Below are 14,214 nucleotides of genomic sequence, written 5' to 3' on the forward strand. Positions count from 1 at the left end.
ATGAAGCCGTTCGTCCCCGCCTCCCAAGCGAACACGCTGCTGGAGTTGATCGAGGAGCGTGCCGAGCTGCGCCAGGAGACTCCGCTCTTCACCTTCGTCGAGGACGCCGAGGGGGAGCAGACGGTGCTCAGCCATGCGGGGCTGCTGAGGAAGGCGCGGAGCATCGGCGCGCTGCTGCAGCAGGTGGCGGCGCGCGGGGAGCGCGCGGTGCTGCTCTACCCTCCGGGGTTGGAGTACGTGGCGGGGTTCTTCGGCTGCATGGCCGCGGGCGTGGTGGCGGTGCCCGCCTATCCGCCGGATCCCACCCGGCTGGAGCGCACGCTGCCGCGCCTGCGCGCCATCATGCAGGACGCCCAGGCCACGCTGGTGCTCACCACCTCGTTCATCCTCTCCATGGGGGAGATGCTCTTCGAGACGGCGCCGGACCTGAAGGCGTTGCGCTGGGTGGCCACCGACGAGCTGCCCGAGGGCGTGGAAGCGGACTGGCGCAGGCCTCAGCTGGAGCGGGACTCGCTGGCCTTCCTCCAGTACACCTCGGGCTCCACCGGCACGCCCAAGGGCGTGGAGCTGACGCACGGCAACCTGCTGCACAACCTGCGGCTCATCCACGGCGCGTTCCGGATGCACGAGCGCAGCGCCGGCGTCATCTGGCTGCCGCCCTACCATGACATGGGGCTCATCGGCGGCATCCTCGGCACGGTGTACGGGGGCTTCTCCACCTCGCTCATGTCGCCGATGACGTTCCTGCGCCGCCCGCTGCGCTGGCTGGAGGAGCTGTCGCGCACCGGGGGCACCATCAGCGGCGGGCCCAACTTCGCCTTCGATCTGTGCGTGCGCAAGACGACCGAGGCCGAGCGGCAGGCGTTGGACTTGAGCCGCTGGGAGGTGGCGTTCTGCGGCGCCGAGCCCATCCGCCCGGAGACGCTGGAGCGCTTCGCCCAGGCCTTCGCGTGCAGCGGCTTCCGCCGCGAGGCCTTCTACCCCTGCTACGGCCTGGCCGAGGCCACGCTGATCGTCTCGGGCGGAGACGTGGGCGTGCCGCTCGTCACCCAACCGCTGGACGTGGAGCGGCTGCGCGAGGGCCGCGTGGTGCCCACCGGGGCCGAGCACCCGAAGGCCCAGACGCTGGTGGGCAACGGCCGCTCCCTCCAGGATCAGGAGGTGCTCGCCGTGCACCCGGAGACGCACGTGCGCTGCGCGCCCGGTGAGGTGGGGGAGATCTGGGTGAGGGGCCAGAGCGTGGCCCGCGGCTACTGGGGGCGCCCCGAGGACACCCGGCGCGACTTCCACGCGCGGACGGCGGATGGCGCGGGCCCCTTCCTGCGCACCGGAGACCAGGGCTTCCTCCAGGACGGCCACCTCTTCGTCACCGGCCGCCTCAAGGATCTCATCATCATCCGCGGGCGCAACCACCACCCGCAGGACATCGAGCTGACGGCGGAGCAGGCGAGCCGCGCGCTGCGGCCCGGGTGTGGCGCGGCCTTCTCGGTGGAGGTGGAGGGCGAGGAGCGCCTGGTGCTGGTGTACGAGGCGGACACGCGCCGCCAGCCGCTGGAGCTGGACACGGTGGTGCGGGAGCTGCGCCAGCGGGTGGCGGAGGTGCACGAGCTACAGCTCCATGCGCTGGTGCTCATCGAGCCCGGCAACCTGCCCAAGACGTCCAGCGGGAAGATTCAACGGCGCGCCACCCGCGCGGCCTGGCTGGCCGGGGAGCTGCGGCTGGTGGAGGCGTGGGAGGCCCGGCGGGACGCGGACGTCCCGGCCCCCGCGCAGCCGGCGACGGCCGCCGCGGTGGAGGAGGCCCAGCCCCAGACGCTCGAGGCGCTCGAGCAGTGGCTGCGGACGCGGCTGGCCTCGCGGCTGAAGGTGGCCCCCGGGGAGCTGGAGCGGGACGAGCCGCTCACGCGCTACGGCGTGGACTCGCTGACGGCGGTGGAGTTGACGTACGAGGTGGAGAAGGGACTGGGCGTGGCCCTGCCCATGGAGGCGCTGCTGAGCGGGCCGTCCCTGGCCGAGCTGGCAGGGAAGCTCTGGCAGGGGACGCGTACGGACGTGCTGGCACCGCGCCCGGAGGACGCCCGCGCGCGGCCGCTGCCGCTGTCCTTCGCCCAGCAGCGGCTGTGGTTCCTCGACCAGTTGGAGCCGGGCAGCCCGCGCTACAACCTCCCCGCCGCCGTGCGCCTGGAGGGCTCGCTGGATGCCGCGGCCCTCGAGCGCTGCTTCGCCGAGGTGGTGCGGCGCCATGAGTCGCTGCGCACCACCTTCCAGCCCGGGCAGGAGCAGCCCGTGCAGCACGTGCGGCCCGAGGGCGACGTGCCGCTGGCGCGGGTGGACCTGAGCGCCCTGCCTGCCCCCGAGCGCGAGGCCGAGGTGCTGCGCCTGGCCCACCAGGAGGCGCTGCGCCCCTTTGATCTCGCCCACGGCCCGCTGCTGCGCACCACACTGCTGCGGCTCTCCGGCACCGAGCACGTGCTGGTGCTGTGTATGCACCACATCGCCTCCGACGGCTGGTCCATGGGCGTGCTGGTGCGCGAGGTGGCCGCCCTCTACGAGGCCTTCTCCCAGGGCCGCCCCTCTCCCCTGCCCGCGCTGCCCGTGCAGTACGCGGACTACACCCTCTGGCAGCGCCAGCGGCTCCAGGGCGAGGTGCTGGACGCACAGCTCGCGTACTGGAAGCAGCAGCTCGCTGGCGCGCCCGCCCAGCTCGAGCTGCCCACCGACAGGGCCCGTCCGCCCGTGCAGGACTCGCGCGGCTCCAGCCTCCCGGTGCGCCTGTCCCGCGAGCAGTGGGAGCGGCTCCAGGTGCTCGCCCGGCGCGAGGGCGTCACGCCCTTCATGCTGCTGCTGGCCACCTTCCAGACGCTGCTGCACCGCTACTCCGGCCAGGAGGACATCAGCGTCGGCTCGCCCATCGCCGGCCGCGGCCGCGCCGAGACGCAGGGCCTCATCGGCTTCTTCGTCAACAACCTGGTGCTGCGCACGCAGCTGGGTGGCAACCCCTCCTTCCGCGAGCTGCTCGCGCGTGTGCGGGAGGTGACGCTGGGCGCCTACGCCCACCAGGAGGTGCCCTTCGAGAAGCTGGTGGAGACGCTGCAGCCCGTGCGCGACATGAGCCGCAGCCCGCTCTTCCAGGTGATGCTCATCCTCCACCCGGATCCGCTGCCCGGCTTCCGCCTGCCCGGCCTGGCGCTGCGCGGCGTGGAGCTGGAGAGCCACTCGGCCAAGTACGACCTGACGCTGCAGCTCGCCGAGTCGGAGCAGGGTCTGGTGGGCTCGCTGGAGTACGCCACCAGCCTGTACGACGCCGCCACAGCGGCCCGCATGGTGGAGCACCTGGGCGTGCTGCTGGAGGGCGTGCTCGCCCACCCCGAGGCCCCCCTGTCCGAGCTGCCCCTGCTGCCCGAGGCCGAGCACCGCCGGGTGGTGGAGACGTGGAACCGCGCCCTGCCCGCCCCCACCGTGGACGTGGCCCTGCACCAGCTCTTCGAACGCCAGGTGGAGCGCACCCCGGACGCCACCGTGCTCGTCGCGGGCACCCAGCGCCTCACCTACCGCGAGCTCGAGGAGCGCGCCAACCGGCTCGCCTGGCACCTGCGCTCGCTGGGCGTGGGCCCCGGCGTCCCCGTGGCCCTGTGCCTGGAGCGCACCGAGCTGCTCCCGGTGGCCCTCTTCGCCATCCTCAAGGCCGGCGGTGCCTATATGCCGCTGGATCCCACCTACCCCACCCAGCGCCTGGCCTTCACCCTCGAAGACTCGCGCAGCCCGCTGCTGCTCACCCAGCGCTCGCTGGTGCCGTTGGCCCGCGAGCTGAACGCCCCCACCCTCGTGCTGCTCGACGAGCCCGGCGCCTTCTCGCACCACCCCGCCTCGCGCCCGCCCTGCCTCAACCAGACGGGGGACCTGGCCTATATCCTCTATACGTCCGGCTCCACCGGCCGCCCCAAGGGCGTGGCGCTGGAGCACCGCAGCGCGGTGGCCTTCGTGCGCTGGGCGCTCGACACCTTCACCCCGGCGCAGCTCGCCGGCGTGCTGGCCTCCACCTCCGTCTGCTTCGACCTGTCCGTCTTCGAGCTGTTCGTGCCTCCGGCGTGCGGCGGCTGCGTCTACCTGGCCGACAACGCCCTGGCCCTGCCGTCGCTGCCCGCCGTCTCCGAGGTGACGCTCATCAACACCGTGCCCTCGGCCATGGCCGAGCTGGTGCGCCAGCGCGCAGTGCCCCACACGGTGCACACCGTCAACCTGTGCGGCGAGCCCCTCACCGCGCCCCTGGCCCAGGGCATCCACGCCGCCGCCTCGGTGAAGGTGCTCTACAACCTCTACGGCCCCACCGAGGACACCACCTACTCCACCTGGACGGCCGTCGCGCCCGGCGAGACGGCGACGCCTCACATCGGCCGCCCGCTGCCCGGCACCCAGGCCTACGTGCTCGACGCGCGGCTGCGCCCGGTCCCCATCGGCGTGCCTGGGGAGCTGTACCTGGGCGGCCTGGGCCTGGCCCGCGGCTACTTCGGCCGCCCCGAGCTCACCGCCGAGCGCTTCGTGCCGGATCCGTTCTCCCCCACGCCGGGCGCGCGCCTCTACCGCACCGGAGACCGGGTGTCCTGGCGCGCCGACGGCCAGCTCGAGTTCCTCGGCCGCATCGACTTCCAGGTGAAGCTGCGCGGCTTCCGCATCGAGCTGGGCGAGGTGGAGTCCGTGCTGCTCCAGCACCCCTCCGTGCGCTCCGTGGTGGCCCTGGTGCGTGAGGACGTGCCGGGTGACAAGCGCCTCGTGGTCTACGTGGTGCCCCAGGACGGGCAGGTGCTGGACGTGGCCGCCCTGCGCTCCTTCCTCAAGGAGAAGCTGCCCGAGTACATGGTGCCCTCGGCCTTCGTGCCGATGGAGGCCTTCCCGCAGACGCCCAACGGCAAGGTGGACAGGAAGCAGCTGCCCGTGCCCGAGGGCGCCGGGCTCGCCCCCGCCCACGCGTACACGCCGCCGCGCACCGCCACCGAGGAGTTGCTGGCCACCCTCTGGGCGCAGGTGCTGCAGGTGCCCCGCGTCGGCCGCCAGGACGACTTCTTCTCCCTCGGGGGCCACTCGCTGCTGGCCACCCAGGTGGCCTCGCGCATCCGCTCCGCCTTCGGCGTGGAGCTGCCCCTGCGCGCCCTCTTCGAGGCCCCCACCCTCGAGGCGCTCGCCGCGCGCCTGGACGCCGCCCGCCAGGGCCAGGCCTCCGCACTCCCGGCCCCGCGCCGCGTGGAGCGCTCGGGCCCGCCGCCCCTCTCCTTCGCCCAGCAGCGGCTGTGGTTCCTCGAGCAGCTCACCCCGGGCACCGCCACCTACAACATGCCCGCCGCCGTGCGGCTGCAAGGGCCCCTGGACATCCCCGCCCTCCAGCGGAGCTTCGACGAGCTGGTGCGCCGCCACGAGTCCCTGCGCACCACCTTCCGCTCCGAGCAGGGCCAGCCCGTCCAGGTCATCGCGCCCGCGGCGCCGCGTCCCCTCGCGGTGGTGGACCTGACGCAGCTGCCCGAGGCGCAGCGCGAGGCCGAGGCCCTGCGCCTCGCCCGCCAGGACGCGAGAGCGCCCTTCGAGCTGTCCACGGGGCCGCTGCTGCGCACCACGCTGCTGCGGCTCTCCGGCACCGAGCACGTGCTGCTGTTCAACCTGCACCACGGCGTCTCCGATGGCTGGTCCCTCGGCGTGCTGGTGCGGGAGCTGGCGGCCCTCTACGAGGCCTTCCGCCAGGGCCAGGCCTCGCCCCTGCCGGAGCTGCCCGTGCAGTACGCGGACTACACCCTCTGGCAGCGCCAGTGGCTCCAGGGCGGAGCGCTGGATGGCCAGCTCGCGTACTGGAAGCGTCAGCTCGCCGGAGCGTCCAACGCCCTGGAGCTGCCGACCGACAGGCCCCGGCCCGCGGTGCTCTCATCTCGCGGCGCCACCGTCCCCGTGGAGCTGCCGCGGGAGCTGATGGAGCGGGTGAAGGCCCTGTGCCAGCGCGAGGGCGTCACCCCCTTCATGCTGCTGCTGGCCACCTTCCAGGTGCTGCTCGCGCGCTACTCCGGCCAGGACGACATCAGCGTCGGCTCGCCCATCGCCGGCCGCCGCCACGCCGAGACGGAAGGCCTCATCGGCTTCTTCGCCAACACCCTCGTGCTGCGCTCGCGCCTGTCCCCGCATGCTTCCTTCCGCGCGCTGCTGGCCCAGGTGCGCGAGACGACCCTGGGTGCCTACGAGCACCAGGACGTCCCCTTCGAGAAGCTGGTGGACGAGCTCCACCCCGAGCGCGACCTCAGCCGCACCCCGCTCTTCCAGGCCCTCTTCGCCCTGCAGGACGCGACCGTCCCCACCCTGGGGCAGGCCGAGCTGACCCTGGCGCCCCTCCCGGTGGACACGGGCGTGGCCAAGTTCGAGCTCACCCTGGAGCTCGGCCTGCTCGCCGACGGCGGGCTCTCGGGCGGCCTGTCGTACAACACCGACCTCTTCGACGAGAGCACCGCCACGCGTCTGAGCCAGCACCTGCGCGTGCTGCTGGAGGGCGTGGTGGCCCGGCCGGAGGCAGCGCTCGACACACTCCCGCTGCTCACCGACACCGAGCACCAGCTGCTGCGTGAGTGGAACGACACCCGCGCCGACCTGCCGGTGGACACGTGCGTCCACCACCTCTTCGAGGCCCAGGTGCGGCGCTCGCCGGAGGCACCTGCCCTCGGCTTCGAGGGCGCCTGGCTCACCTACCGGGAGCTGGACGAGCGCGCCAACCAGCTCGCCCACCACCTGCGCTCGCTGGGTGTCGGGCCCGAGGTGCGCGTCGCCCTGTGCGCCGAGCGCTCCCTGGAGCTGGTGGTGGGCCTCTTCGCCATCCTCAAGGCCGGCGGCGCCTATGTGCCGCTCGACCCGAGCTACCCGCGCGAGCGTCTGGAGTGGATGCTGGAGGACTCGCAGCCCGCCGTGTTGCTGGCCCAGCCCGCCCTGCTGCCGCGGCTTCCCGAGCGGCACGAGGCCCGCGTGGTCTCCCTGGACCTCGGTGACGAAGCGCCGCGCACCCGGCCCACGCACGCGCCCGCCCCGCTCGCCACCCCGGACAACCTCGCCTACGTCATCTTCACCTCGGGCTCCACCGGCCGCCCCAAGGGCGCCATGAACACCCATCGCGCCGTCTGCAACCGCCTGCTCTGGATGCAGCACGCCTACGGCCTGGGCGAGCAGGACGTGGTGCTGCAGAAGACGCCCTACAGCTTCGACGTCTCCGTGTGGGAGTTCTTCTGGCCCCTCATGGTGGGTGCGCGCCTGGTGCTGGCCCGCCCCGGCGGCCACCAGGAGCCCGACTACCTGCTGCGCCTCATCTCCGAGCAGCACGTCACCACCGCGCACTTCGTGCCCTCCATGCTCCAGCCCTTCCTCGAGCAGCCGGGCCTGGAGCGCTGCGGCAGCCTCCGGCGCGTGGTGTGCAGTGGTGAGGCCCTCTCCCCGGAGCTCACGCAGCGCTGCCTGCAGCGGCTGCCCTCGGCCGAGCTGCACAACCTCTACGGCCCCACCGAGGCGGCCGTCGACGTCACGGCCTTCCACTGCCGGCCCGGGGAGCCACGGCACTCCATCCCCATCGGCCGTCCCATCGCCAACACCGTCATCCGCATCCTCGATGCGAACCTGCGGCCCGTCCCCCCCGGTGTCGCCGGCGAGCTGCACATCGGCGGCGTGCAGGTGGGCCGCGGCTACCTCGGCCGTCCCGCGCTCACCGCCGAGCGCTTCATCCCCGATCCGCTCTCCACCGGGGCCCGGCTCTACCGCACCGGCGACAAGGCGCGCTGGCTGGCGGATGGCAACATCGAGTACCTGGGCCGGCTCGACTTCCAGGTGAAGCTGCGCGGCCTGCGCATCGAGCTGGGGGAGATCGAAGCGGCGCTGGAGCAGCACCCCCAGGTGCGGCAGGCCGTGGTGGTGGTGCGCGAGGACTCCCCGGGAGCCCGGCGGCTGGTGGCCTACGTGGTGCCGGCCTCCGGAGAGCAGGCCCCCGGCGCCGAGGCGCTGCGCTCGCAGCTCCAGGCGCGGCTCCCCGAGTACATGGTGCCCGCGGTCTTCGTCGCCCTGCCCTCGCTGCCCCTGACGTCCAGCGGCAAGGTGGACCGCAAGGCCCTGCCCGCCCCGGACCTCTCGCGCTCCGCGTCCACCGAGGACGCCCCCCGCGACACCACCGAGCAGTGCCTGTGCGGCATCTGGGCCCGGGTGCTCGGCCTGCCGCGCGTGGGCATCCACGACAACTTCTTCGAGCTGGGCGGCGACTCCATCATCAGCCTCCAGGTCGTCGCGCATGCCCGCCAGGCCGGGCTGCTGCTGTCCGCGCGTGATCTCTTCCAGCACCAGACCATCGCCGGGCTCGCCCGGGTGGCGCGTCCTGCCGCCCCCGTGGAGGCCGCCGATCAGGGTCCCGCGTCTGGCCCGGTGCCCCTCACGCCCATCCAGCGCCACCTGCTGCACAGGGATCCTGAGCACGCCCACCACTTCAACCAGTCCGTGCTGCTGCGCGCCCGCCAGCCCCTCCAGGCCGAGCCGCTGCGCCAAGCCCTCCATGCCCTCGTCGCCCACCATGACGCGCTCCGCCTGCACCTGTCGCGGCGTGACGGCACGTGGCACCAGGAGCACGCCGCCCTCGCGCCGGACTCCGTGCGGCTGCACCTGCATGACCTGAGCACCCGGCCCGCCGGGGAGCGGCCCTCGGCCCTGCGGGAGGAGACCGCGCGGCTCCAGGCGTCCTTCCACCTCTCCGAGTCCCCGCTGCTGCGCGCCGCCCTCTTCCACTCCGGCGAGGACCAGCCCCAGCACCTCTTCCTCTGCATCCATCACCTCGTGGTGGATGCCGTCTCCTGGCGCGTGCTGTTGGAGGATCTCGAGTCCGTCTACCAGCAGCTCGTCCAGGGCCAGCCGGTGGCACTGCCTCCCAAGACCACCTCCTTCCAGACCTGGGCCCGGCACCTGGAGTCCCTCGCCAGCTCCGAGGCCCTCACCGCCGAGGCGTCCTCGTGGCGGGAGCTCGCCCCGCGGCGGCTGCCCGGCCTGCCGCTCGACACCTCCAGCCCGCCCCCGGGCACCACCCCCCGCGCCTCCGAGCGCTCCGTCTCCGTCCAGCTCGGAGCCGACGAGACGCGCCAGTTGCTGCAGGAGGCGCCCACCGCCTGGCGCGCCCGCCTGGAGGAGCTGCTACTGACGGCGCTCGCCCAGGCGATGGGTGAATGGACCGGACACCCCGAGGTCCTCGTGGACATCGAGGGCCACGGCCGCCAGGAGCAGCTCTTCGCGGGCGTGGATCTCTCGCGCACCGTCGGCTGGTTCACCTCGGTGACCCCGGGGTTGCTGCGCGTGCCCGCCCAGGGGACGCCCGGCGACGGCCTGCGCTCCGTGCGTGACTCGCTGCGCCGCCTGCCCCAGCCCGGCCTCGGCTTCGGCCTGCTGCGGTGGATGGGGCCGGAGTCCATCGCCGAGTCCCTGCGCGCGCTGCCCGCCGCCCCCGTCCTCTTCAACTACCTGGGCCAGCTCGACACGGCCGCCGCCGCCAGTGCCCTCTTCGTCCTCACCGACGAGGACACCGGCCCCCAGGCCGCTCCCGCCGGGGCGCGCGACCATCTGCTGGAGGTCATCGGCTCCGTGCTCGGTGGGCGCCTGCGCCTGGTGCTGCGCTACAGCGAACAGCTGCACACGGCCGCCACCCTCGAGCGGCTCGGCGAGCGCGTGCTCCACCACGTGCGCGTCCTGCTCGCCTCGCGCCACTCCGAGGATGCCCGCCGCCTGTCTCCGGGGGACTTCCCCCTGGCCCGCCTCGCGGACTCCGAGCTCCAGTCTCTGCTGGCCGTCACCGGCCCGGCCCTCGAGGATCTCTACCCCGTCTCCGAGCTGCAGCACGGCCTGCTCTTCCACTGGATGCTGTCGCCCGGCTCCGACGTCTACCTGGACCAGCTGGCCTGGACGATGGACGGACAGCTGGACCTGGAGGCCTTCCGCGCGGCGTGGCAGGCCAGCGTGGACGCCCACCCCATCCTGCGCACCAGCTTCCACTGGGAGGGCCTGCCCTCGCCCCTCCAGGCCGTGCACGCTCACGCCACGCTGCCCTTCGAGGTGCTCGACTGGCGTGAGGTGCCGGACGCCGAGCAGCGCGAGCGCTTCCAACGGCTGCTGGAGGAGGATCGGCGGCGAGGCTTCGACCCGCGCCGCGCGCCCCTCATGCGCCTGACGGCCGTCCGCCTGGGCGAGCACTCCCACCGCTTCCTGTGGAACCACCACCACCTGCTGCTGGATGGGTGGAGCCTCGGCCTGCTCTTCCAGGATGTGCTGGCCCACTACGAGGCGGCCCGCTCCGGCGTCCCGGCGCGGCTCGCGTCGCGCCCGCCCTTCCGCGACTACATCACCTGGCTGGGCCAGCGCGCGCCCGCCGCCGACGAGCACTTCTGGCGCACCGCCCTCGCCGGCTTCACCACGCCCACGCCCCTGCCGGCCGACACCCATGCCGCCCCGCCCGCGGGCCAGGTGGCCACCCTGCACGTGCACGAGCAGGAGCTGAGCGCCGGAACCACCGCCGCCCTGACGGCCTTCTCGCGCCAGCACCAGGTCACCTTGAGCACCCTGGCGCTGGCCTCCTGGGCGCTCGTCCTCTCGCGCTACAGCGGCCAGTGCGAGGTGCTCTTCGGCACCACCGTCTCCGGCCGTCCTCCCGAGCTGAGCGGCTCGGGCAGCATGGTGGGCGTCTTCATCAACTCGCTGCCCGTGCGCGTGGAGCTTCCCCCGGACGCCTCGCCAGTGCTGCCCTGGCTCCAGTCCTTCCAGGCGCGGCTCGCCGAGATGCTCCAGCACGACTCGGCCTCCCAGGTGGAGCTCCAGTCCTGGAGCCAGGTGCCTCGCGGCACGCCGCTCTTCGAGTCGCTGCTCGTCGTGGAGAACTTCCCCCTCGACGAGGCCCTGCTCAAGCACCCGTCCTCGCTGGCCATCCGCGACGTCCTGACGCTCGAGCGCGCCAACTTCCCGCTGGCCCTCGCCGTCATCCCGGGCGAGCGGCTGCGGCTGAGCCTCTCCCATGACGAGCCGCGCCTGCACCGCGAGGACATGCGGCGGCTGCTGGCGCACTGGCGCACCGCGCTCGAGGCCCTGGTGGCCGGGCCGGAGGCGCGCCTGGGTGACCTGTCGCTGCTGTCCGACGCCGAGCGCCAGCAGGTGCTGGGCGAGTGGAGCTCCCCCGCGCGCCAGCACACGGAGCAGCTCACCCACCAGCTCTTCGAGGAGCAGGTCCGCCGCGCGCCTCACGCCCCCGCGGTCAGCTTCGGCGCGGAGACGCTCACCTACGGCGAGCTCAATGAGCGTGCCAACCAGCTCGCACGCCACCTGCGCCGGCTGGGCGTGGGCCCCGAGGTGCGGGTGACGGTGTTCCTGGAGCGCTCCGTGGAGCGCGTGGTGGCCATGCTGGCCATCCTCAAGGCCGGCGGCGCCTGGCTGGCGTTGGATCCGACCCTGCCCGAGGAGCGCCTCGCGTACATCACCTCGGATGCACCCGCGCCAGTGCTGCTCACGCACTCCTCGCTGGAGCACCTGCTGGATCGCACCGGCTTCGTCTTCCTGATGGACGAGCACGGCGAGCGTGTGGAGCGCGAGTCCACCGAGGATCTGGACACCCGCGCGGTGGCCGACAACCTCGCCTACGTCATCTACACCTCGGGCAGCACCGGCCGGCCCAAGGGCACGCTGCTCACCCACGGGGGCCTGGCCAACACCGCGCGGCAGGTGGCCGTGGCCCATGGCTACGGACCCGGGGGCCGGGTGCTCCAGTTCGCCAGCGTCGGCTTCGACGCCTCCGTGTGCGAGGTGTTCTCCACGCTGGTGTCCGGCGCCTGCCTGTGCCTGGCGACCCAGGAGCAGCTCATGCCCAGCGAGCCGCTGCGCTCGCTGCTGGAGCAGCAGGCCATCACCGCGGTGACACTGACGCCCTCGGTGCTGGCACAGCTCGAGCCGAGCGGCCTGCCCCAACTGCGCACCGTCATCTCCGCGGGCGAGGCGTGCACGCCGGAGCTGGCGCGGCGCTGGTCCTCCGGACGGACGCTGCTCAACGCCTACGGCCCCACCGAAATCACCGTCTGCGCCACCATCAGCGGTCCGGTGCGGCCGGAGCGGCTGGGCATCGGCCGGGCGCTGCCCAACGTGCAGGTGTACGTGCTCGACGCGCGGCTGCGGCCGGTGCCAGCCGGCGTGGCGGGAGAGCTGTACGTGGGCGGCGCGGGCGTGGCGCGAGGCTATCTGGGCCAGCCGGAGCTGACGGCGCAGCGCTTCATCCCGCACCCCTTCAGCCAGGAGCCCGGCGCCCGGCTCTACCGTACCGGGGACGTGGTGCGGTGGATGCCGGACGGGGAGCTGGAGTTCCTCGGCCGGAGCGACGAGCAGGTGAAGCTGCGCGGCTTCCGGATTGAATTGGGCGAGGTGGAGGCGGTGCTGGGCGAGCACCCGGCGGTGGCCCAGGCCGTGGTGGTGCTGCGCGAGGACGTGCCGGGTGACAAGCGGCTGGTGGCCTACGTGGTGCCGCGGCCCGGCGAGCAGGTGGAAGCCCAGGCGCTGCGCAACGCGCTGCTGTCGCGGTTGCCCGACTACATGGTGCCCGCGGCCTTCGTCCGCCTGGAGTCGCTGACGCTCACGACGAGCGGCAAGGTGGACCGCGCGGCGCTGCCCGCCCCCGAGGGCACGCACGCCGTGGCCTCCGCCGAGTACACCGCCCCCCGGACGGACACCGAGCGGCGGCTGGCCGCCATCTGGAGCGAGCTGTTGGGCCTGGAGCGCGTGGGCCTCCAGGACGAGTTCATGACGCTCGGCGGCCACTCGCTGCTGGCCACCCAGGTCATGGCCCGCATCCGCGCCAGCTTCGGCGTGGAGCTGCCCCTGCGCTCGCTGTTCGAGTCCGCCACGCTCGAGGAGCTGGCCCGGCAGTTGGATGCCGCCGCGGGCACCTCGCGCGAGCCCCGGTTGCCGCCCCTCGTGCGCGGCACGCGGGAGCACCCCCTGCCCCTGTCCTCCGCTCAGCAGCGGCTGTGGTTCCTCGAGCAGCTGGAGCCCGGGCGCTCCACGTACAACATGCCCGCGGTCCTGCGCGTGCGCGGCCCCCTGGACATGACGGCCCTGGAGCGCTGCCTCACGGAGCTGGTGCGCCGCCACGAGCTGCTGCGCACCACCTACCACGCCGAGGAGGGCGCGGCCCATCAGGTCATCCACGCCCCTCGGGCCCTGCGGGTGAAGCAGGTGGATCTCCAGGGGCTGCCTGGCGCCACGCGGGAGAGCGAGGCCCTGCGTCTGGCCCGCGAGGAGGGCGAGCGCCCCTTCGATCTGGGCACCGGCCCCCTGCTGCGCACCACCGTGCTGAAGCTGGCGGACACCGAGCACCTGCTCGTGGTCGTCATGCACCACATCGCCTCGGATGGCTGGTCCATCAGCGTGCTCATCCAGGAGATGAGTGCGCTGTACGCGGCCTTCGCCCAGGGCCAGCCCTCGCCCCTGCCGGAGCTGGAGGTGCAGTACGCCGACTACGCGCAGTGGCAGCGTCAGTGGCTGCGGGACGAGGAGCTGGAGCGCCAGCTCGCGTACTGGCGGCAGCAGTTGGCGGGCATTCCTCCGATGCTGGAGCTGCCCACCGACAGGCCCCGGCCCGCGGTGCAGACGTTCCGCGGCACCACGCTTCCCGTGCGCCTGCCGCGCGAGCTGTCCGAGGGGCTCAAGACGCTCGCCCAGCGCGAGGGCGTCACCCCCTTCATGCTCGTGCTGGCCGGCTTCCAGGCCCTGCTGCACCGCTACTCGGGCCAGAAGGACATCACCGTCGGCTCACCCGTCGCCGGCCGCCGCCTGGCGGAGCTCGAGGGCCTCGTCGGCTTCTTCGTCAACTCCCTGGTGATGCGCGCCCGCATGGAGGACGACCCCTCCTTCCGCGCCCTGCTCGCTCGGGTGCGGGAGACGGCGCTGGGCGCCTACGCCCACCAGGACATTCCCTTCGAGAAGCTGGTGGACGAGCTCCACCCCGAGCGTACCCTGGGACACAGCCCGCTCTTCCAGGTGTGGTTCTCGCTGGATGAGCCCCGGCTCAAGGACTTCTCCACCGGGGAGCTGACGCTGAGCCTCGTGAGTGGCGACACGAACGTGGCCAAGTTCGACCTGGGGCTCACGCTCGTGAACATGCCCGAGGGGTACGTCGGCGGCTTCGATTACAACACCGACCTGTTC

1 protein-coding gene (only partly in view) is annotated in these 14,214 nt (G+C 73.2%); it reads left to right on the top strand.

The genetic code is table 11. The annotated features are described in order from the left end of the window. On the top strand, window positions 1–14,214 hold the beginning of the coding sequence (locus tag NR798_RS28435) for a non-ribosomal peptide synthase/polyketide synthase (protein WP_375765649.1). 14,328 nt of this gene lie beyond the right edge of the window; only the first 14,214 of its 28,542 coding nucleotides appear in the window; its start codon is at window positions 1–3; its stop codon lies beyond the right edge, outside the window.

This window comes from Archangium gephyra, from assembly GCF_042230915.1.
Classification (GTDB): domain Bacteria; phylum Myxococcota; class Myxococcia; order Myxococcales; family Myxococcaceae; genus Archangium; species Archangium gephyra_B.